Genomic DNA, 19,967 nt, shown 5'->3' with positions numbered 1-19,967 from the left:
AGCAATATGCCGAAAGAGGTTGGAGTGAAGTATTCAAGCAATGTGTCATCAAGTTCCCTTCGCAAACAACACGGCTTTGTATTTAAGCTGATTCACTCATTGATATTGGTGGTAGGCGTGGTTAGCCTCGTTGTCATGTACAAAGCAGGTAAACTACCTTTCATTAATTACCGACCTGACTTATCAGGCTGGAATTTTGGTGGGAGTACCAGCAATAACAGCGACAACTTATGGGAATCAACGAATAACTACATTCAAGCACAGCAACGCAGGGCTGAACCCGTTACGCAACAGCGTGAGGACACAAAATACACGACCAATCGTTATACTGTACAGGTGGCGGCTGGCTATGATTCAAGACAACTGTATGGCTGGCGTGATGCCCTCGCCGCAGATGGCTATGATGCTTATCTGGTCAGCCTGAATACTCCGCGTGGGCTAATGTTCAAACTCAGAGTGGGTGCTTTTACGTCGCACAAACAAGCTGAAAACTTACAAGCAAAAATCCGCAAACGTTACCCCAACAATTTTGGCGCGAGTTTTATTGTGGAAGGCGACTAAACCTAATCATCATTTATTATCTGGCAAACAATTCGTACTGAAAGTTTTGTAAGCCATGATCAACACAGTGGACACTCCCCTGCATCACATAAGCAGAAGGCGTTACCACCCCACCTTTAATAACCACACCCTGAACTTCCTGACCACAACGGTTGCCTTTAACGGGCGTTCCCACCACCGCCACGACTGACGTGGTTTTATCATGCCTATAGACTTGGGCTTGCGCTGAACCCGGTGATTTTATGAAATAACAAGGTGCCATAGGCTTGAGCCAAAGCTGTGGTTCTGTTTTTCCTACCTGCAACCGACAGCCCCCCCCCTCATCACGTAACACTAAAGCTAAACCCGCCACCTGCATTTGATCGGTAACATGTGGCGTGGCAAGACGCTCAGGCAATACCAACGTTTGCGTTGCTGAAGACTGGTCAGATTCACAAGCCGTTAGCAACAACACTAACAGGGTTATACTCACATAACTTAATGAACCGGCCAAAACCACACCTCCTCCGAACGCTCGAAGTAATCCAGCGACCCATCAGCTAACGCTGGCCCTTCCCAACCCGGATTTTTTTCACGCATCAGAATGCCCGTGCCATCCCACAGGTCGATGTGATCACCTTGGTTGCCTACCCCCCAAAAATTGTGAAAACACACAAAACCAGTACGTCCTTTGAAAGCTCCCCACGACACATTGCTGCGAATTTCCACGGTTCCAAAGCGCCCCGGATTACGGCGCATCCACTCGGCTACTTCACGCGCTCGTAAGGTGTGTCCTTGATGCCCCCGATACCAACAGGTTGTTTTGTCATAACCTTGCAGCAAGTTACTACGCAACAAACACGTTCCCATTAAAATGGCGCACTGATTACCAAAATGTGGATTGCCATCGGCATCACGGCAGGGAAAGGTCTCTCCCGTTTCAACCGTCGGATGATTATTCCAAAGGATGCGAAAACCTAAATTTGGTCCTTCCGCTGGCAATGTTTGTACCGGCGTTTCCACATCACTGTCAGCAGGCGGATGCATATCCCCTAACGGCACAAACGCTGGCGGGGGGGGCGGCAATGAAGGTGCATCCCGCAACTCTTCCACAATAGCCGCACGTTCTGGTTCAGTTGTTGGCAGAGCAGGAACAGCAACCGGCGCTGGATTAACGGGGGAAACGGCTACCGGTACTGAGGGACTGGCGGGAACTGCTGGCGTTGAGCGACGCCACCGCAATAACGACAGCAACCAGTTCCAGAACGAATTCGACTCAGGCATGAGACACTCCTTGGCAAACGTGCTATGACTATAGGCAAAAATCCCCGTATTAGCCCAACTAAAATCCTGTCAACTGCCTACGTTCATGTAACTTACTGCTACGTGGAAAATGCGCACTCAAAAACTCCATCTGGTCAGCCAGAATATTGCGCCCTTGCAAGAAAACATATTCCGCATACGTTGGCTGAAAAGGAATAGCCAACAAGGGCATGTGCGCTTGTTCTGGGGTTCGCCCACCTTTGCGGCTATTACACGGTTTACAAGCAGTTACCACATTAGTCCAGCGATCAGGCCCTCCATGCACCAAAGGATGTACATGGTCACGGGATAAGTCTTTTTCTTGGAAATGTTGACCACAATACAAGCAAATGTGGTTATCACGCCGAAACAACAACGGGTTACTAAGAGGCGGGACATAATCCTGATGCAACTGCTGTTTGCTGCCTAGCGTCGCGATAATGGAATGGAGTTCGATATGGCTACGTTGCCCGGTGATAGCGTTAACCCCCCCGCGAATGGAGAGAATGGGAGTCCCGCAGGTGTAAGCCACTTGCTCAGTGTAATAAAGTTTGACTGCCGTCTGGAAATGAATCCATTCCAACGGCATCCCACTGACATCCGTCCGCAGAATTAGCTGGTTCAAGCTGATCATGTGCAGCATGATTGCAGATTCCTGACATAAATCAAGTATTCATAATATTTTTCATGAAGTTGTCATCGCCTGCTGAAATTATTGAGCCATGTCAAGTTTCAACAGCCGCACTTCAGGCACACTGCACGCATTGATTACTTTGAAGATACCCGAAAGGAGACCAGCATGTTTAGTTTTGATTATGGCCTGCCCGCAGCGATTGTGATTGCACTGATCCTGTTCTCATGGTTCAGCTTCTTTTCGGTGGTTTTCTCTGGCTAGATTTACGCTATATTCTGCACATCCCGCTGGCCTTAGCGCTTCCTGATCTTGTCAGGGAGATGCTATTCCTTTATCCTCTTATACACATAAGTATTTTAGAGGTAGGTGGGTATGTTTAGCTGGGATTTTGGCATTCCGATGCTGATTGTTGTTGGTCTGATTGCTTTCGCGTGGTTTAGCTTCTTGTCAGTTGCTCTTCTTGGTTAAGCATCATGCAAATAAAAAAGGCCGCTCACGCGGCCTTTTTTATGCGGCTTCCACTACAGCCAAGCGCAGTTTACTTACCGCTGCATTTTCGAGTTGGCGAATCCGCTCTGCGGACACATTGTATTTTTCTGCCAAGTCATGCAACGTTGCTTTTTCTTCAGCCAACCAACGACTCGCCAGAATATCACGGCTACGGGCATCTAAATTAGCCAGCGCCGTTTGGAAACGCCCACGAGTATAAGTGTCCCATTCTTCCGCTTCCAACATTTCTGCCGGATCAGCAGACTCTGCCACTAAATATTGGCTAGGTGAGAAATTGGTGGTGTCATCCTCGTCTTGGTCGATACTGAGATCAAATGATACGTCATGCGCACTCATTCGTTTTTCCATTTCTAGCACTTCAGCCGTACTGACGCCTAAATCATCAGCCATCGACTGCGCTTCTTCTTGATTTAGCCACCCCAAACGCTTTTTGCCACTGCGTAAGTTGAAGAACAATTTACGTTGCGCCTTCGTCGTTGCTACTTTGACAATTTTCCAGTTACGCAGGATGAACTCGTGAATTTCCGCCCGAATCCAGTGAACAGCGAAAGAAATCAAACGCACATTCATATCAGGATCAAAACGCTTCACTGCTTTCATCAACCCTACATTACCCTCTTGAATTAAATCACCTAAGGGCAAACCATAACCACTATAGCCACGCGCCACCTTCACCACAAAGCGTAAATTGTGCAGAATCAACTGACGGGCTGCTTCTAAATCTTCTGCATATTTCAGGCGTTCTGCTAAACCACGCTCTTCTTCTGTTTCCAACACAGGAATGGCATGGATCGCATGAATGTAACTCTCCAAATTTCCAACAGGAACGGGGAGGGTCTGTCCTCTGAGCATCATTGCGTAAGTCATGCGTTAATCTCCTCATTAATTCTATCGCTATTTTAGCACTCTTATGTTTAGAGTGCTAATAACCTGTTTAGTTGCTGTTTTAGTCTGGTTCATGCCACGTTATTTTCAACCCATTATGCTTTATGATAGCGCATAAACAGATAAGCAGAACATTATAACAATGAACCGTGAAGAACAGACTCTTATCGAGAAAATTGAAGGCAATCGCTTTTTAACCGCAACCGACAGGCAAACGCTAATAGACCGCTGGCGTGATGCTTACGAGCGTTTGCAACAAAGCGAAGCCAAACTACAAAGCCTTCATGATGCACTGCATAGCAAAGAGCAGCTCATTGGCGCTATTGAGCAGTCCTTACGGGAACGCGACCAACACATAGAGCGTAAAGAGCAATTACTCACCGACAAAGAGCAACTGTTACTGAGCAATCAACAAAACGTCTTAGAACGTGAGCAGCAAATAGCGCAACGTGATGCAGTTATTCAACAAAAAGAAGCGGTTATTCACGAACGTGATCAAATCATCCGTGAGTTAGAAACTCGCTCACGTGAAATCGAACAACTCGCCGGTCAAAAAGAAAAGTACATTCTAGAACGCGAAGATCAAATTCACATTCGTAACCGCCGCCTCGAAGAAAAAGACAATCATATCGGCAAGCGTGACCGTGAAATCGATAATCGTGACAAACAAATCAGCAAACGCGATGCCAACATTCAAGAACTCAGCCAGCAACTTGAAGAGCTCACCCGCTGGATACGTGACCATCAGCAACGCATTTACACCCAAGAGCAACTGTTAAGTGAACGCAACCGCCAATTATCCGAACGTGATCGCCATCTCAAAGAACGTGATCAACACATCCAACAGCGTGATTATCGCCTACGTGATTTCGATCGCTTATTGCAACGCCGCGATGATCTGATCTTCGAAAAAGATCAACAAATTCACCAACGTGACAGCCTCGTGCGGCGCAAAGTCGACCAGATCAGTTTACGCAATGAACAATTCGCGGAGCAAACCCGTCTACTACACGAAAAAGAACGTATTGCCCAAGAGCGCGAACAACTGCTGCTCCAACAAGGCAATCAAATACTTGAAAAAGACCAACACCTTGCTCTGCGTGATCAAACAATAGATGAACGAGAACACCATCTGCAACGGCGCGACGAACAAATCGCGGCACAATTTTTACAACTTCAAGAACGTGACAAAGAAATCCAGCAACGTGATCAGGCGATTCAAACACTACAAGCACACCTCAGTACGTTAGAACAACGCCTACTAGAACAGCAACAGCTCATCGACACCCACCACCAACGTGTTGCAGAACTAGAGGCTGCCTTACTGAACAAGGAAAAACACCTTGCTGAATACGCTAATCTTGTTCAACACAAAGACACTTTACTGCTAGAAAAAGACCAGTTCATTCAACGCTTAGAACTCCAGCAACAAGACATCACCCAACAAATTGGCGAACGTGACAAAACCCTGCAAGCTAAAGATCAGCATGTCTTAGAACAACACGCTTTGCTGCATGAACGCGAGCAACGCCTGTGTGAGCGAGAAGCCGAACTCCAACACCGCGAAGCGCAACATACCAACCGTGAAAACTTACTGCTGCAACATATCGCCGCTTTGAGTGAACTCACTGAAAAACAACACACCCAAGAAAACAGTCTACTACACCAGATCGACACACTGACGGCAATGGCAACCCAATACCAAGAACACAACAAAAATAATCAGGCATGGGAACTTAAACTGGAACAACGTGATAAAGTGATAAACCTCAAGGACACCATCATCGCCCAGCTTAATCAGCAATTACTGCATAAGGAAAAAGCGTTACAACAACGAGATGTATTGCTGCAAAAACTGGGGCAGCAGTTGCGCGTGTATAGCGCAACTGCCTAAGCAAAACTTAGTGAATGTGTGCAACCTGAACAACCTGCATGTCATTCAGGACAGCACGAAAATCCTGTTCCCACACAACGAGCTGTTCAGCCAATGCCTTATCTGCATTCAACAACGGTGCGAGTTCAGCGGGGTTCAACACAGAAAACAACGTATCTTTGCCTTCCGCATACACTGCTAGCTTAAAGGGAAACAAAGGGACTAATTCTGGGTGTGTTTTGCTTAACTCACGCACTTCTTCCAAACGCCCGAAAAAGACTATTTTGTAGTTATCCGTGGTATAGCCCATATCCTGTAAACCGCCGTCACATTTCTGGATATGCGCAACAGTAAAGTTATGTTTTTTCAAAACCTCTTGCACTTGTTCCAACGCAAGGTCAAACGCTTGCGGGGAACGTACTGTTAGCAATTTCTCATCCGCTTGTAGCGGGGCAACCAGCATCCATGCCAACAATGTTCCCCATACTCCCATGGTTAAGCGATTCATAGCGTCACCTCATCAATAATTGCCTGATACTTTTTCTCCAGATCTTGGAAAGCTACTGTCAGCTTAGGGTTGTCAAACAAAGTCAACATGGCTTTCACATTACCCGTCAACAGTTGTACTTTACCATCCTCACTTTCTATCACCGTGATAGTGCAAGGCAACACCACCCCCACCTGCGGCTCAATCTGGATCGCGGCGTTTAAATCGCTGAAATTACAAAAACGTACACTAACCTGGCGTGTATTCACTGAAAATTCATCCACCAAGCCCTCCTCAAGATAACGATCAGGAAATACCCGAAAGTTGTGGGCGTAAATCGTATTGCGCAGGGATTCCAATGTCTCTTCAAACCCATACGGTGAATCATACACCAAGGTTAATTTAAGGTTATCGCCGTGCTCAGCACCCGTTGCAGTCATGGCCGTCGCCAACCATAACACACTAACCAGCATTAACTTTTTTAAACGTTTCATTGTAATAGCCCATTACCAATAAATATTAGATTTTTCTAATATAGTGGCAAACTTATTTAACTTCAAGCAAGAGTTTATTTTTTAATCAAAATGTTACTTCGTCCAGAACGGTGTCGTAGCTAGCCTTGATATGTGCAAACACTTCATCTAATTGGTTGTTATTAAAAAGCTTTGCTAAAGCTGTTACGTTTGCAGCCACCAGTTTAACAGAGCCATCCTCCTGTTCAATGACGGTCAAGGTACAGGGTAAAATAACACCTAAACGTGGTTCCACTTTAAGAGCTTCATATAGCTTGCTGAAATTACAAAAACGTAAAGAAATCTGACGCTTATTGACTGAAAACTCATCCGTTAACCCCTCCTCCACAAAACGATCAGGAAATACCCGAAAATTGTTGGAACGAATCGCCTCCCGTACCCGATCAACCGTTTCATCAAACGTACCCTCAACAGAATACATAATCGTCAGTGATTCAGGGGGGCTAACATCAGCCGAAGTATCGGATTCGCGGGTACGCACATAAGCAATAATGTCATCTATTTGTGTGGCATTGAGCGTAGTTGCAAAACTTGGCATGGGCGTCCCCTCACGTCCCTGTTGGATGATATAACGCAACATGCCATCACTAGCGGCTTGCAGAAAACCCGCATTATTCAAGGCAGGCGGCATAATTGGCAAATCACGGGCGCGGGAAAATGTGACTCCCGTCCCCTCCCCACCGCTTAAATCCTGACCATGGCAACTGGCGCAATAGTGTTCAAACAAAGGCTTGCCACGCACAGCATCCCCCGCTAATGGCAAGACAGACTCCTCAACTTTTGCCTCGCCCCAGCCACGCATGTAATGCACCAACGCCTCCACTTCTGCCGCTGTCAACTGCTCAAAGGCTGGCATAATACGCCCAGGACGACCGCTGCGAATGGTTTTGCGCAAGTAATCATCGGTCAAGGAATGCATGACGGTCGGTGCGGATAATGGCAAACCAATACCCCCTGCTCCCGCTTCACCGTGACACGCACTACAATGTTGGGTAAATAAGGCTCTGCCATCAGCGGAATAAGTGTTGCTGACAGTAGCTAATAGCACAACGGCAAGGCACGAGCGCAGCCATTCCTTCATAAATAACGATCCCAAAATATGATGTGGGTCAGTATATTAGGCTTAAGCACTAGCAGATTGATAAACATCAATTACCCTGAATTTCATGGAGGCGGATAATGGAACAATTCCATTACATACCCGCAAGGTAAGCACTCATGAATGAAACATCTCTCACCCGCCTTATGTATACACTCATTATTGTAGGGTTAGGCATTGCAGCAGTGGGTGTCGGGCTGGTTATTTTCACCGACATTGTGACGGGATATGGCATACAAGGTATCGCACTCGTGGCAGGCTTGATTGCAGGTGGCTTGTTTTTATCAATTCCAGCAAAAATTTACCTGACACTGCAACTCATGAAACGCAATGATGAAAAAGTAAAAGCCATGCGTGAACGTGGCGAGATCCGTTAAGTAATAGTCCTAAAGCAAGAAGGCCGCCAATGGCAGCCTTCTTCGCACCACAATCAAACGACCGTATTACAGCTTGCTAATACCTGGTTCGTCAGTTGCATCAATCTCAAAAGGGTCATGATGCGCGGTTTTACTGTCAATACGCTTCATGAAACCACGGTAAATGAACCAGTCCAAACTAACCCAACGCCCTGCTCCCATGAAAAATAGTGCCAGTAGCAACACGAAATAGACCAAATAGACCTCTGTCTGGTTATTAACCATAGTGGTATAGCCGTGGCTCATGACTAATTGCTGCATAGTGGTGAGGAAGCCCGCCTCTCCCATTGCCATCAAGCCGAGTACAACCACCGCAAACATTAATGCCAACACCACCCAACGTACTGCGAAACCCAAAACCAACAGAATTGCTGCTACAATTTCAATCGTACCAATCAAAATCAACAACGTTTCAGCACCCATTCCAGCAAGCACTGTATTGCTCATCGCGGCAACACTTTGCTGGAAAGCTTCCGTATTAATCCACGTTAACGGGTTATAAATCACAAAATCAGAACTGGAAAACAGTCCTAAATGCTTCACGCCAGATACCCAAAACATTGGCGCAAGAAACAGGCGGATAGCCAATGGCGCAATAAAATCAAAGACACGCATCCATTCGAGGCTGAAAAAGCCAACAAGAAACTTCATGAAACAACTCCTCAGGAATTGGGAAATACGGGTGAAATCAAACTCTTCAGGGAATTATAGTCGATTTCTGACACATCAGTTTGTATTGTATTGTGGCACAGGATACAAGGTTACGCCAATGCGAATCCTCCCCCCATATCCGGCTTTGACCCGTTGTACAATACCCTCTGCATCTAACCCACAACTGACCAATTGCTCTTCCCGCTGAGCGTGGTCGATATAAGTATCAGGCAAACCCAGGTTCAAAACATCCACAGTTAAGCCAGCCTCGTGCAAGTATTCGTTCACACCACTACCTGCCCCACCCATGACAGCATTGTCTTCCAACGTTACCAAGAGTTCGTGTGACTGCGCCAATTCCCGCAGCATAGCTTTATCCAAAGGCTTGACGAAACGCATATTGACCAATGTTGCATTCAGTTCTGCTGCGGCTGCTTGCGCTTCAGGCAATAAGGAACCAAACAACACAATGGCAACCGCTTGGCCTGTGCGTAATTTTACTGCCTTACCTAATGGGATGGATTGCATCTCCGTTTGGGGTTCAATACCAATACCTTTACCTCGCGGGTAACGTACTGCCGTTGGGCAATTCATCTGAAATGCTGTATACAACATCTGGCGGCATTCATTTTCATCGGCGGGAGCCATCACCACCATGTTCGGAATACAGCGCAAGAAAGACAAATCGTAATTCCCCGAATGGGTTGGGCCATCCGCCCCCACCAAACCAGCGCGGTCAATCGCAAACACCACCGGTAAATTCTGAATGGCGACATCATGCACAAGTTGGTCGTAAGCACGCTGCAAAAAAGTTGAATAAATGGCGACGACCGGCTTCAACCCTTCACAAGCTAAACCGGCGGCCAGCGTGACCGCATGTTGTTCAGCAATGCCGACATCAAAATAACGTCTAGGAAAACGCTCTGAAAATGCCACCAAACCCGAACCCTCACGCATCGCAGGCGTAATCCCCACCAAACGCTGATCCTGCTCTGCCATATCACACAACCATTGCCCAAACACTTGCGTATAAGTCGGTGTGGATTTTTTCGCATTGGCGACCAGACCCGTTTTCAAATTGAAGGGGACAACGCCATGATAGGTACAAGGGTCTTCCTCTGCTGGTTCGTATCCTTTACCTTTTTGGGTCAGTACATGCAACAAGCGCGGGCCTTTGATGCTTTTGAGATTTTGCAACACCCGCACCAACTCTTCGACATCATGCCCATCAATAGGGCCATAGTATTTGAAGCCCATCTCCTCAAACAACGTCCCCGGCAACACCATACCCTTCATGTGCTCTTCGGTTAGTTTCACCAGTTTGGAAAGGGATCTACTGTGTGATAACGCTTTTTTGCCACTTTCACGCATGGTGGAATACATCCGCCCCGATAACAAACGCGTCAGGTATTTACGCAAAGCACCAACGTTAGGTGAAATCGACATTTCATTATCATTGAGAATCACAATCAAATTGGCATCTAAATCACCTGCATGATTCAAGGCTTCATACGCCATCCCAGCAGTCAAAGCACCATCGCCGATAATCGCAATCGAATGGTAATCTTCACCCTTATGCTGTGCCGCCAAAGCCATACCTAAAGCAGCACTGATCGAAGTGCTAGAATGCCCAACGCCAAACGTATCATATTCACTTTCACCACGTTTAGGAAAACCGGCTAAACCTTCTTTTTGGCGAATGCTGCTCATCTGCTCACGCCGTCCAGTCAGGATTTTATGCGGGTAAGCCTGATGACCGACATCCCACACCAGCTTATCCCTAGGCGTATCAAAGGCATAATGCAAGGCTACCGTCAATTCGACCGTACCTAAATTGGATGAAAAGTGTCCGCCGCCCGTCGACACAGAATTCAGCAAAAACTCGCGCACCTGAGCGCATACTGCTGGCAGTTGCTCAAGTTCCAAGCGACGTAACTCGGCAGGAGAATGAATCGTATTAAGCACGTTAGCTAACCCCTAATCGTCAAACCGTAAATATGGCATTGTGGTGGGTTTTGTCTTACTGTTGTTATTTATCGTATGCGCTTGACCGTAAATTCGGCAATTTCACGCAACAAATGGGCAGATTCGCCGAAGGATACCAAAGCTTCCAGTGCTTCGTCATACAAATCCTGTAGTTTCATTTTAGAAGCCGACAAACCGATAATAGAAGGGTAAGTCGGCTTACCGGCTGCCTCATCCGCGCCACGGGTTTTACCCAATGTTTGGGTATCGCTTTCCACATCCAAAATATCGTCTTGCACTTGGAATGCCAGCCCGATGCACTTGGCAAAATGATCGAGTTGTTGCAAACGTTGAGCATCCAACACATCCACACTATACGCAGCTAACAATACACTAGCACGAATCAATGCACCCGTTTTGTGGATGTGCATATTTTCCAACTCAACTTCAGTCAATGTCCGCCCAACTGCGGCTAAATCAATTGCCTGTCCGCCCACCATCCCGCGAGAACCTGCCGCCTGCCCCAACAACTCCATCATGCGCAAACGTTGCTCAGGTGAAACCGTCATGCGCGGATGAGCGGCTAATAACTGAAATGCTAACGCCTGCAAAGCATCTCCCACCAAAATCGCCGTCGGCTCATCAAAGGCTTTGTGGCAAGTTGGCTTACCTCTGCGCAAATCATCGTCATCCATTGCAGGCAAATCGTCATGCACTAATGAATATACATGAATCAACTCAAGTGCCGCAGCAGGAATATCCAGATGCTCAGGCGCAATGCCCAATGCATCACCAGTAGCGTATATCAACAATGGGCGCATCCGTTTGCCACCATTCAACACCGAATAGCGCATGGCTTCATGCAACATGGCTGGATGAGTAGTAGCAGACGGCAACACCTCTTCCAACACAGATTCAATACGCGCTTGCCAAGCTTGTAGACGAGTATGCACATTCAACATCAAGCGTCCCCCTGTTGCGGAAAATCGCTTTCCTGCCCATCAGCACTCAGCAACTTGACACGCTGCTCAGCAACTTTAAGCGCTTCCTGACACAGCCGCGTCAACTTCACGCCGCGTTCAAATTCTTTAAGGGAATCTTCCAGCGATAGCTCGCCGCCTTCCATGCGTTGCACCAAAGTTTCTAGCTCTGTCATTGCCGTCTCAAAATCCGGTTGTGCGTTACTAGCTTCAGCCTGTTTTCTCGGCATGTTCATCCTGCCTATGCATATAAATTAAGGTAGTAAAGCGTAAGTTGTCGCAAGGGGCAAGCCTAGAAAGCGTATTCTTTGGAGAACGTCCTGCAAATACAGTAAACTCTTTTTCATTAATATTATAATATTCTAATTTTAAGAGAGCAAAACCATGTTGAACAACTACGTGAAAACGGCAGCCTTCCTGATACTAACAGGGGTAATTAACCCTATGATTTTGGCAGAAGAAGCGCCGATTATATCACACCCCACCACAACACCAGCAGCACCAACCCCTCCAGCACCAAGCGCTGCTCCGCAACCACAAATAGCGCGTGCCACGTTTACCACCAACATTAGCGCACGTGAACCCGCTAACGCTGTGACACGCATTAGTGCCGGACAAACCGTGTATTACTTTACAGAACTGGTTGGATTACAAGGTCACGTCATCACCCATCGTTGGGAGAAAGATGGTGCATTCCAACTAGGCTTGCAATTTCCTGTGGGCGGGCAACGCTGGCGAGTACACTCCAACAAAACGATCTCCCCCACCCTACCGGGGACATGGACAGTTACAGTCATTAACGACGATGGTTCCACCTTACGGCAAGACACGTTAATCGTTGACCCGATCACACCAAGCGAACCCACCCCCACTCCTGTACCAGCCCCTGCCGTCGCGTTACCTACCGCTGCTCCACCACCCAATGTAACAACACCGGCTATTGAGACACCAAAGGACGCCGCCACACCAGAAAAAAACTCACAAGCGATCTGGGATACGCTAACACGTTAAACGTAACAACCAGAAACGGCAAGCGGGCTTTTTAGCCCGCTTGCCATTACCTAATTGTCGCAGCACAACTCTCAGAAAGAACACAACACCAATGTGAACGGCACATCCTTCTGGTTCTGCTTACCCCGCTCTGCCAGCATATCAGCATTCACGAAACGCAGGGTAAAACGCTGCTTACCTGCACTGATTTCAGGGTAATAATCGACATTATCAGGCAATTCAACCCGCATCATCTGATAAGGTTTACGCGCTTCTAACATCGACTGATAAAAACCCTCCTTAGCCAGTTCATCATGACGCTCACCAAAATCACGCACGATATTCAGCAAGTCACGGGCTGCTGCATTAGCTGTTACATACGGCTCAATCCATTCACGTAAATCATCGACCCGCACATTAATCGCTTGCTCTTGCCAGTAATGAAATAGTGGAATATCAAAACCATTCAGACCGCCCGGCAAAGTGGAACGTTGTCGCAAGCTATTGAAGAACATGTGATTCTTTAAATGCTGTCCTAATTGCCCCCGCTGTTGATACAGCACATCGCTATGATAATTGAGTTGCTCCAACACAGCATCAAGACGGGTAGCATCCGCCTCTTCTTTTCGCAATAATAAACGCGCTGACTGCCCCATTCGGTCAATTTCTTTGAGAATTTCACTTTTGACATCAAGGCGGGCAGAAAGATTGTAAAGATCCAGCAACAAATGCAAAGCCGCTACTGTATCTTCAGGTTTAGGACCAGTAGAAATATGGTATTGAAACCGCCCCATGAGCAATTCCAAGCGCATAAATAAGCGGATTTTTTCGTTTAGCGGCTGTTCATAACCAATCATATGTGGCTCAGAAATTCGACGAATATCGTCACTCAGCGGTTGTGCATAAATCATCATAAAACACTTACAAGCCCTATTGAAGCGCTTTTATACCAAAAAGCCAACAGAACAAGCAACTAAACATCTGACAATTTTATGTATTTAAAATTCAAATCATCAATTTTCTCATAAAAATCAGTAATTGATGAGGTATTGCTAATAACGTCATGAGCTTGCTGCAAACGTGCCTCACGCCCAATTTGCGACTGCATGATAGACGTGATCACACTATCATCACTGCCATCACGTTGCCTGACACGCAAAACCTGCTGATCTGGCAAACAATCAATTACTAAGATTCGCTCGAAAAGCTGAGTATAGCCCTTTTCAAACAATAGAGGTACGTCAACAATCACATAAGCGCTGTGAGTACAAGCGGCAATTCTAGCGAGAATTTCAGAGCGGATGCGCGGATGAAGAATGGATTCGAGTTGCTCTAAGCGTAATGGGTCACTAAAAACGGCTTGACGTAGCCACGCACGATCAAGTACACCATCAGCTTGCAGTGCCTGTGAACCAAAGTAATCGGTGATTTCCTGCAAGGCAGGCTGCCCTACTGAAACAATTTCACGAGCAATAAGGTCAGCTTCGATAACTGGTACGCCAAGCTCTCGAAAACGTTGCACTGCTGTGGATTTGCCACAACCGATACCACCCGTTAAACCAACTTTCAGCATAAACACCACACAAACACAAAAAGCCGGTTTTTAATTACCGGCTTTAGAAAACACACCAAACCAATCGTAATGATTAAGCTTGCAGCGCTTTAATATGTGCGTTCAGACGGCTTTTATGGCGTGCTGCTTTATTCTTGTGAATGATACCTTTGTCAGCAATGGAATCAATCACAGGCACAGCCGCTTGATAAGCAGACAGGGCAGCTTCACGGTCACCAGCGTCAATCGCACGCAAGACATTTTTAATTTGTGTACGTAAACGTGTGCGCATGTGACGGTTATGCATACGACTTACTTCGCTCTGGCGAACACGTTTCTTAGCTGAAGCTATGTTAGGCAAGGGTATTCTCCCGAAAAACCAATCCGAAAAACAAGGCGCGTATTATGCAGCGATTTCATCGTCACAGCAACACCTTGAGCATAAAATTTACTGAATATGACCGAGAATACCATCGAGTTCATCTAGACTATTGTATTCAATCACCAATTTACCCTTGCCTGTGCGGTTATAGCGAATAGCAACTTTAGCCCCAAGGGTATCAGCTAGCGTTTGTTCCAACTTCAACACATCAGGTGATGACTTAAATTCGGGTTCTGGCTTTTGCCCTACTTCTAGAATATTTTTAACTAGACGCTCCGTTTCACGCACCGACAATTGACGCTCAGCAACTTTCTGGGCAATTTCCACTTGTTGTTGCCCCCCTAATGCCAACAAAGCACGAGCGTGTCCCATTTCAAGCTGCCCTGCATCCACCAACGCTTTGGTTTCAGGCTGTAATTCTAACAAGCGCAATAGATTAGTCACCGCTGCGCGTGAACGTCCCACGGCTTCGGCGGTTTGCTGATGAGTCAAACCAAACTCGTCGATCAAACGACGTAAAGCCGTAGCTTCCTCAAGTGCATTAAGATCTTCACGCTGAATATTTTCGATCAGCGACATGGCAGCGGCTGACTGATCGGGAATGTCACGCACGACAGATGGAATTTCATGCAATCCAGCTAACTGTGCTGCCCGCCAGCGACGCTCACCTGCAATTAGCTCGTATTCGCCACCACCGAGTTTGCGCACCACCACAGGCTGCACCAATCCTTGGGCTTTAATAGAGTCGGCTAACTCTTGTAAGGCATCAGGATCCATCCGAGTGCGCGGTTGATACTGACCAGGGCGAATCCGCTCTACGGGAAGTCTCTTCAGGACTGTATCGTCAGTCTGCTCACCCTCTCCCCGCACAGAACTCAACAAAATATCGAGTCCGCGCCCTAAAGCCGGTTTTTTTACCATGCCTGTTCTCCATCCGCTGCTACTTTGCTGGAATCTTTGCGCAGCATTTCAGCAGCTAAGGCAAGGTAGGCCAATGCACCTCGTGAACCTTTGTCGTATTCCAGCACAGACAAACCATGGCTGGGCGCTTCTGCCAAACGAATATTGCGCGGGATAGCAGTATTGTAGACCTTGTTGCGAAAGAATGCGTGAATCTGCTCGGAGACATCACGTGATAAGTTACTTCGGGGGTCATACATGGTACGCACTAAGCCCATCACTTGTAATTCAGGGTTGGCGGTTTGGGTAATACGGTCAATCGTGCCGACTAAAGCGCTTAACCCTTCGAGTGCGTAGTATTCACACTGCATCGGGATAATGACACCATCAGCAGCCACAAGAGCGTTCACAGTAAGCATATTGAGGGATGGAGGACAGTCGATCAGAATATAATCGTAAGCCCCTCGCAGTGGCGATAAGGCTTCACGTAAGCGGTATTCACGGCGCTCGCTGTTCATCAGTTTGACTTCAGCGACCGTCACTTCCGGAGACCCAGGTAGCACATGCAGGGAACTATCCGGCAGTTTTTGCAGAATTTCCGTAACATGGGCTTCGCCCAACAATACATCAGTCAACGTGGTTTTTTGCCCATGCTTTTCCAAACCTAAGCCAGTCGTTGCATTGCCTTGCGGGTCTATATCCACCAATAAGATACGGCGTTTCATCGCGGCTAAAGAGGCTGCTAAATTGACAGTGGTCGTGGTTTTGCCGACGCCGCCTTTTTGATTGGCGATGGCGATAACTCGCGTCATGAAATGGTTCTCGCTTATACGTGCTGTAATTCCAACAGATGCCGTTCTGCATCCAAATCGGGTACGTGCAGGGTGTGTTGCGCCATTACCTGCCAGCCGCTGGGCAATTCTGCCAGTTCGCTGTCAGGGTAGCGCCCCTTCATGGCGTAGAGGATACCATTTTCACAGGCATGTTTGCCGGTAAAGGTCACAAAATCCTGTAGGGAAGCGAAAGCCCGACTGATAATCGCGTCAAAACACCCGACAGGCTGCCAGCTTTCGACGCGCGTTTGGATCACAGTCACGTTGGACAAGCCCAATTCCAGCACCGCTTGCTGCATGAAACGGGTTTTCTTGCCATTGGTATCGAGCAAGGTGAACTGCCGGTGCGGCTGAATAATCGCCAGCGGAATTCCCGGTAATCCTGCCCCACTGCCCACATCAAGGCAAGTCGTACCCCGCAAATAGGGCGCAACACTCAAGCTATCCGCGATATGCAAGGACTGCATTTCCGCCGGATCACGCACTGCGGTCAGGTTGTAAACCTTGTTCCAGCGTTGCAATAATTGCAGGTAATGATTGAGCAATTGTTTTTCACGAGCATCCACCTCCATGCTTCAACCTGCCTTTTTCAAATGCACGAGCAATAACGAAATTGCGGCGGGGGTAATGCCGGGTGTTCGTGCAGCTTGCCCAACGGTCGCAGGGCGTTGCATTTGCAATTTCTGACGAACTTCGTTGGAGAGACCGCGTACTTGGGTGTAATCCAACCAATCCGGCAGGCGGGTTTCTTCGTGACGACGCTGTTTGTCGATTTCGTCGTGCTGGCGCTCAATGTATCCGGCGTATTTGCATTGAATTTCGACTTGTTCAGCCACTTTTTCATCGGTAACGGGGCGACCAACCGCTGGCAGACTGGTCAGCGTAGCATAAGTGACGTTAGGGCGGCGTAATAAGTCGTGTAATTTGTAATCGCGTGACAAGACATCGCCGAATACCCGCTGGCTATCTTCCACGCTGACCGCTGTGGGTTGCAATACCGTGGCGCGGAGGCGTTGCTGTTCTTGCTCAATGGCTTCACGCTTGGTGCAAAATGCTGCCCAGCGCAAGTCATCGACCAAACCTAGCTCGCGCCCTATTTCAGTCAGGCGCAAATCGGCATTGTCTTCACGCAGCAATAAACGATGTTCGGCGCGGCTGGTGAACATGCGGTACGGTTCTTTCGTGCCTAGCGTGATTAAATCATCCACTAACACACCGAGGTAAGCTTGGTCACGGCGTGGATACCAGCCATCTTTTTCTTGGGCGTATAAACCGGCGTTCAAACCTGCGAGCAAACCTTGCGCAGCAGCCTCTTCGTAACCCGTCGTGCCGTTGATTTGCCCTGCGAAAAACAAACCCTGCACCGCCTTGGTTTCCAACGTCGGCTTGAGATCACGCGGGTCAAAGAAATCGTATTCAATCGCGTAGCCGGGGCGAGTAATGTGTGCGTTTTCCAGACCAGCCATTGAGCGCACCAGCGCGTATTGCACATCGAACGGCAAACTGGTGGAAATGCCGTTGGGGTAGACTTCGTGTGTATCCAGCCCTTCGGGTTCGATGAAAATCTGGTGGCGGTCTTTGTCGGCAAAACGCACCACTTTGTCTTCAATCGACGGGCAGTAGCGCGGACCAATGCCTTCAATGACACCCGTATACATGGGCGAACGGTCTAAACCGCCACGGATAATCTCGTGGGTTTCGGTGTTGGTGTAGGTGATGTAGCACGAAATCTGCGGCGGATGTTCATCTACACTGCCCAGAAATGAAAACACGGGCGTAGGCGTGTCCCCGGGCTGCTCTTCCAGTTTGCTGAAGTCGATACTGCGAGCATCAATGCGCGGCGGCGTACCCGTTTTTAGGCGATCAACCCGGAACGGCAGTTCGCGTAAACGTTGCGACAACGCAATGGAGGGCGGATCACCGGCACGTCCACCGGCATGATTGCTTAAACCAATGTGGATTTTGCCCGCAAGGAATGTCCCTGAGGTTAATACCACCGCACGGGCGGAAAAACTCAAGCCCATTTGGGTACGCACACCCACGACCCGATCACCTTCCACCAACAAATCATCCACGGCTTGTTGGAACATCTGCAAATTGGGCTGGTTTTCGACGATGGTACGAATCGCCGATTTGTAGCGGATGCGGTCTGCTTGGGCGCGAGTCGCCCGCACTGCCGCACCTTTGCTGGAATTGAGGATGCGGAATTGGATACCACCACGGTCTGCCGCGTGCGCCATTGCGCCACCCATTGCATCAACTTCCTTGACCAAATGCCCTTTGCCGATACCCCCGATAGCGGGGTTGCAACTCATTGCGCCGATGGTTTCGATATTGTGGGTCAGCAAGAGAGTACGCTGCCCCATACGCGCAGCAGCAAGCGCGGCTTCGGTTCCGGCGTGTCCGCCACCGATAACGATGACATCGTAGGACTGTGGGTAATGCATAATGCCCTGCTCCTTACATGTGAACGCTGCCAGCCTGCCCTGCTTCCGCCTGAATCCCCAAACGTGCAAACAGTTGCTGGTCATGGCTTGCGCCGGGGTTATCGGTGGTCAACAATTTATCGCCGTAAAAGATCGAGTTTGCACCGGCAAAGAAACACCATGCCTGCATTTCATCCGTCATTTCTGTACGACCAGCCGATAAACGCACATAAGATTTCGGCATCATAATACGAGCTGCCGCGACAGTACGGATGAACTCAAATGGATCAAGTTTTTCCACTCCAGCCAATGGCGTGCCTTCGATTTTAACCAAATCGTTAATGGGCACCGATTCGGGGTGGAATTTCATATTCGCCAATTGCTGCAACAGACGCGCCCGGTCTTGACGGGTTTCACCCATGCCCAAAATACCGCCTGAACAGACATTGATACCCGCATTACGCACATGCTCCAGCGTATTCAAACGGTCTTGGAAGGTGCGGGTAGAAATAACATTGCCGTAAAATTCTGGCGAGGTATCGAGGTTGTGATTGTAGTAATCCAACCCCGCACTTTTGAGGCGGTCGGCCTGGCGGTCGGTCAACATACCCAAAGTAACGCAGGTCTCCATGCCCAAGCCTTTGACCGCTTGCACCATTTCGATGACACGCTCAAGGTTCTTGTCGGTAGGATTACGCCACGCAGCCCCCATGCAGAAACGAGTTGCGCCATGCGCTTGCGCGGTTTTGGCAGAGTCGATGACTTCCTGTAGCGGCAATAACGTCTCACGCTCCAGCGAAGTGTCATGTTTAGCGCTTTGCGAGCAATAACCACAATCTTCTGGACAAGCACCAGTCTTAATGCTTAGCAAAGTACTCACTTGTACTTGATTAACCGGGAAATTCTCTCGATGTACTTGATGTGCAGTAAACATCAAATCACTAAAGGGCATAGCTAACAAAGCGTTGATTTCTTCGATGCGCCAATCATGACGTAATTCAGGCATTTT

At 48.1% G+C, this 19,967-nt stretch carries 23 protein-coding genes; 4 read left to right on the top strand and 19 right to left on the bottom strand.

Translation table 11 applies throughout. The features are described 5' to 3' along the window. Positions 1-117: 117 nt before the first annotated feature. On the top strand, positions 118-561 hold the full coding sequence (locus BLV87_RS01215) for an SPOR domain-containing protein (protein WP_175517795.1): 444 nt from the start codon (positions 118-120) through the stop codon (positions 559-561). Positions 562-577: 16 nt separating this feature from the next. Here BLV87_RS01215 and BLV87_RS01210 read toward each other — a convergent pair whose 3' ends face one another. From BLV87_RS01210 to rpoH, 4 genes are all read right to left on the bottom strand, one after another. Continuing rightward, entirely contained in the window at positions 578-1,054 is a 477-nt protein-coding gene (locus BLV87_RS01210) for a hypothetical protein (RefSeq protein ID WP_093064547.1), read from the bottom strand. Further along, a complete protein-coding gene (locus BLV87_RS01205; RefSeq protein WP_093064545.1) occupies positions 1,039-1,824 on the bottom strand; it encodes a T6SS effector amidase Tae4 family protein in 786 nt (261 codons plus the stop codon). The genes BLV87_RS01210 and BLV87_RS01205 overlap by 16 nt, the downstream gene beginning before the upstream one ends. Before the next feature lie 58 nt (positions 1,825-1,882). Next, positions 1,883-2,485, bottom strand: coding sequence for an HNH endonuclease (locus BLV87_RS01200; protein ID WP_245706866.1), 603 nt, complete (start codon positions 2,483-2,485; stop codon positions 1,883-1,885). A 498-nt stretch (positions 2,486-2,983) separates the two neighbouring features. Then, positions 2,984-3,853, bottom strand: a complete 870-nt coding sequence (gene rpoH, locus BLV87_RS01195) for an RNA polymerase sigma factor RpoH (RefSeq protein WP_093064543.1) — start codon at positions 3,851-3,853, stop codon at positions 2,984-2,986. A gap of 160 nt (positions 3,854-4,013) precedes the next feature. Here rpoH and BLV87_RS01190 point away from each other — a divergent pair, with 160 nt between their 5' ends. Beyond that, positions 4,014-5,765 (top strand): coiled-coil domain-containing protein, encoded by a 1,752-nt coding sequence (locus tag BLV87_RS01190; protein ID WP_093064541.1) that lies wholly within the window; start codon positions 4,014-4,016, stop codon positions 5,763-5,765. 7 nt (positions 5,766-5,772) lie between these two features. Here BLV87_RS01190 and BLV87_RS01185 read toward each other — a convergent pair whose 3' ends face one another. The 3 genes from BLV87_RS01185 to BLV87_RS01175 all read right to left on the bottom strand — a co-directional run bounded on the left by BLV87_RS01185 (position 5,773) and on the right by BLV87_RS01175 (position 7,845). After that, positions 5,773-6,252: a DUF302 domain-containing protein gene (locus BLV87_RS01185; RefSeq protein ID WP_093064539.1), complete on the bottom strand. Its 480-nt coding sequence runs from the start codon at positions 6,250-6,252 to the stop codon at positions 5,773-5,775. Further along, entirely contained in the window at positions 6,249-6,725 is a 477-nt protein-coding gene (locus BLV87_RS01180) for a DUF302 domain-containing protein (protein ID WP_093064537.1), read from the bottom strand. Before BLV87_RS01180 ends, BLV87_RS01185 begins: the two co-directional genes overlap by 4 nt. An 85-nt stretch (positions 6,726-6,810) precedes the next feature. Beyond that, the gene (locus tag BLV87_RS01175; protein WP_093064535.1) at positions 6,811-7,845 is read right to left on the bottom strand and encodes a c-type cytochrome; all 1,035 of its coding nucleotides are present in this window, start codon (positions 7,843-7,845) and stop codon (positions 6,811-6,813) included. Positions 7,846-7,982: 137 nt separating this feature from the next. On the opposite strand from BLV87_RS01175, the gene BLV87_RS01170 reads away from it, so the two are divergent. After that, positions 7,983-8,240 (top strand): hypothetical protein, encoded by a 258-nt coding sequence (locus tag BLV87_RS01170; RefSeq protein ID WP_093064533.1) that lies wholly within the window; start codon positions 7,983-7,985, stop codon positions 8,238-8,240. Positions 8,241-8,306: 66 nt separating this feature from the next. Here BLV87_RS01170 and BLV87_RS01165 read toward each other — a convergent pair whose 3' ends face one another. The 4 genes from BLV87_RS01165 to BLV87_RS01150 form a co-directional block, all read right to left on the bottom strand. Next, positions 8,307-8,930 (bottom strand): DoxX family protein, encoded by a 624-nt coding sequence (locus BLV87_RS01165; protein WP_093064531.1) that lies wholly within the window; start codon positions 8,928-8,930, stop codon positions 8,307-8,309. 75 nt (positions 8,931-9,005) lie between these two features. Then, the gene (gene dxs, locus BLV87_RS01160; RefSeq protein WP_093064529.1) at positions 9,006-10,895 is read right to left on the bottom strand and encodes a 1-deoxy-D-xylulose-5-phosphate synthase; all 1,890 of its coding nucleotides are present in this window, start codon (positions 10,893-10,895) and stop codon (positions 9,006-9,008) included. A 68-nt stretch (positions 10,896-10,963) separates the two neighbouring features. Continuing rightward, positions 10,964-11,857: a (2E,6E)-farnesyl diphosphate synthase gene (gene ispA / locus BLV87_RS01155; RefSeq protein WP_093064527.1), complete on the bottom strand. Its 894-nt coding sequence runs from the start codon at positions 11,855-11,857 to the stop codon at positions 10,964-10,966. After that, the gene (locus tag BLV87_RS01150) at positions 11,857-12,105 is read right to left on the bottom strand and encodes an exodeoxyribonuclease VII small subunit (protein WP_093064525.1); all 249 of its coding nucleotides are present in this window, start codon (positions 12,103-12,105) and stop codon (positions 11,857-11,859) included. Before BLV87_RS01150 ends, ispA begins: the two co-directional genes overlap by 1 nt. 154 nt (positions 12,106-12,259) lie before the next feature. On the opposite strand from BLV87_RS01150, the gene BLV87_RS01145 reads away from it, so the two are divergent. Then, the gene (locus tag BLV87_RS01145; protein WP_093064523.1) at positions 12,260-12,886 is read left to right on the top strand and encodes a DUF2914 domain-containing protein; all 627 of its coding nucleotides are present in this window, start codon (positions 12,260-12,262) and stop codon (positions 12,884-12,886) included. 71 nt (positions 12,887-12,957) lie between these two features. Here BLV87_RS01145 and zapD read toward each other — a convergent pair whose 3' ends face one another. The 8 genes from zapD to bioB all read right to left on the bottom strand — a co-directional run bounded on the left by zapD (position 12,958) and on the right by bioB (position 19,964). After that, on the bottom strand, positions 12,958-13,776 hold the full coding sequence (zapD, locus tag BLV87_RS01140; RefSeq protein WP_245706865.1) for a cell division protein ZapD: 819 nt from the start codon (positions 13,774-13,776) through the stop codon (positions 12,958-12,960). A gap of 62 nt (positions 13,777-13,838) precedes the next feature. Beyond that, complete coding sequence (gene coaE / locus BLV87_RS01135; RefSeq protein WP_093064518.1) at positions 13,839-14,438, bottom strand: dephospho-CoA kinase; 600 nt, start codon at positions 14,436-14,438, stop codon at positions 13,839-13,841. A gap of 73 nt (positions 14,439-14,511) precedes the next feature. Then, positions 14,512-14,778, bottom strand: coding sequence for a 30S ribosomal protein S20 (rpsT, locus tag BLV87_RS01130; RefSeq protein ID WP_093064516.1), 267 nt, complete (start codon positions 14,776-14,778; stop codon positions 14,512-14,514). A gap of 87 nt (positions 14,779-14,865) precedes the next feature. Continuing rightward, positions 14,866-15,720, bottom strand: a complete 855-nt coding sequence (locus BLV87_RS01125; RefSeq protein ID WP_093064513.1) for a ParB/RepB/Spo0J family partition protein — start codon at positions 15,718-15,720, stop codon at positions 14,866-14,868. Further along, entirely contained in the window at positions 15,714-16,511 is a 798-nt protein-coding gene (locus tag BLV87_RS01120) for a ParA family protein (protein WP_093064511.1), read from the bottom strand. Before BLV87_RS01120 ends, BLV87_RS01125 begins: the two co-directional genes overlap by 7 nt. A 14-nt stretch (positions 16,512-16,525) precedes the next feature. Then, on the bottom strand, positions 16,526-17,104 hold the full coding sequence (gene rsmG, locus BLV87_RS01115) for a 16S rRNA (guanine(527)-N(7))-methyltransferase RsmG (RefSeq protein ID WP_093064509.1): 579 nt from the start codon (positions 17,102-17,104) through the stop codon (positions 16,526-16,528). 3 nt (positions 17,105-17,107) lie between these two features. Then, entirely contained in the window at positions 17,108-18,979 is a 1,872-nt protein-coding gene (mnmG, locus tag BLV87_RS01110) for a tRNA uridine-5-carboxymethylaminomethyl(34) synthesis enzyme MnmG (RefSeq protein WP_093064507.1), read from the bottom strand. Between the two features lie 13 nt (positions 18,980-18,992). Continuing rightward, complete coding sequence (gene bioB / locus BLV87_RS01105) at positions 18,993-19,964, bottom strand: biotin synthase BioB (protein WP_093064505.1); 972 nt, start codon at positions 19,962-19,964, stop codon at positions 18,993-18,995. Positions 19,965-19,967: the final 3 nt, after the last annotated feature.

The sequence above is a fragment of the Thiothrix caldifontis genome, assembly GCF_900107695.1.
In the GTDB taxonomy this organism is placed as follows: Bacteria; Pseudomonadota; Gammaproteobacteria; order Thiotrichales; family Thiotrichaceae; genus Thiothrix; species Thiothrix caldifontis.
This window is presented reverse-complemented; position numbering and strand designations above follow the sequence as displayed.

Excerpts from the sequence above, each read along its gene's own strand:
- BLV87_RS01205 (WP_093064545.1), bottom strand. The coding sequence starts at position 1,824 with ATGCCTGAGTCGAATTCGTTCTGGAACTGGTTGCTGTCGTTATTGCGG.
- BLV87_RS01200 (WP_245706866.1), bottom strand. The coding sequence starts at position 2,485 with ATGCTGCACATGATCAGCTTGAACCAGCTAATTCTGCGGACGGATGTC.
- rpoH (WP_093064543.1), bottom strand. The coding sequence starts at position 3,853 with ATGACTTACGCAATGATGCTCAGAGGACAGACCCTCCCCGTTCCTGTT.
- BLV87_RS01190 (WP_093064541.1), top strand. The coding sequence starts at position 4,014 with ATGAACCGTGAAGAACAGACTCTTATCGAGAAAATTGAAGGCAATCGC.
- BLV87_RS01185 (WP_093064539.1), bottom strand. The coding sequence starts at position 6,252 with ATGAATCGCTTAACCATGGGAGTATGGGGAACATTGTTGGCATGGATG.
- BLV87_RS01180 (WP_093064537.1), bottom strand. The coding sequence starts at position 6,725 with ATGAAACGTTTAAAAAAGTTAATGCTGGTTAGTGTGTTATGGTTGGCG.
- BLV87_RS01175 (WP_093064535.1), bottom strand. The coding sequence starts at position 7,845 with ATGAAGGAATGGCTGCGCTCGTGCCTTGCCGTTGTGCTATTAGCTACT.
- BLV87_RS01170 (WP_093064533.1), top strand. The coding sequence starts at position 7,983 with ATGAATGAAACATCTCTCACCCGCCTTATGTATACACTCATTATTGTA.
- BLV87_RS01165 (WP_093064531.1), bottom strand. The coding sequence starts at position 8,930 with ATGAAGTTTCTTGTTGGCTTTTTCAGCCTCGAATGGATGCGTGTCTTT.
- ispA (WP_093064527.1), bottom strand. The coding sequence starts at position 11,857 with ATGTTGAATGTGCATACTCGTCTACAAGCTTGGCAAGCGCGTATTGAA.
- BLV87_RS01150 (WP_093064525.1), bottom strand. The coding sequence starts at position 12,105 with ATGCCGAGAAAACAGGCTGAAGCTAGTAACGCACAACCGGATTTTGAG.
- BLV87_RS01145 (WP_093064523.1), top strand. The coding sequence starts at position 12,260 with ATGTTGAACAACTACGTGAAAACGGCAGCCTTCCTGATACTAACAGGG.
- zapD (WP_245706865.1), bottom strand. The coding sequence starts at position 13,776 with ATGATTTATGCACAACCGCTGAGTGACGATATTCGTCGAATTTCTGAG.
- coaE (WP_093064518.1), bottom strand. The coding sequence starts at position 14,438 with ATGCTGAAAGTTGGTTTAACGGGTGGTATCGGTTGTGGCAAATCCACA.
- BLV87_RS01125 (WP_093064513.1), bottom strand. The coding sequence starts at position 15,720 with ATGGTAAAAAAACCGGCTTTAGGGCGCGGACTCGATATTTTGTTGAGT.
- BLV87_RS01120 (WP_093064511.1), bottom strand. The coding sequence starts at position 16,511 with ATGACGCGAGTTATCGCCATCGCCAATCAAAAAGGCGGCGTCGGCAAA.
- rsmG (WP_093064509.1), bottom strand. The coding sequence starts at position 17,104 with ATGGAGGTGGATGCTCGTGAAAAACAATTGCTCAATCATTACCTGCAA.
- mnmG (WP_093064507.1), bottom strand. The coding sequence starts at position 18,979 with ATGCATTACCCACAGTCCTACGATGTCATCGTTATCGGTGGCGGACAC.
- bioB (WP_093064505.1), bottom strand. The coding sequence starts at position 19,964 with ATGCCTGAATTACGTCATGATTGGCGCATCGAAGAAATCAACGCTTTG.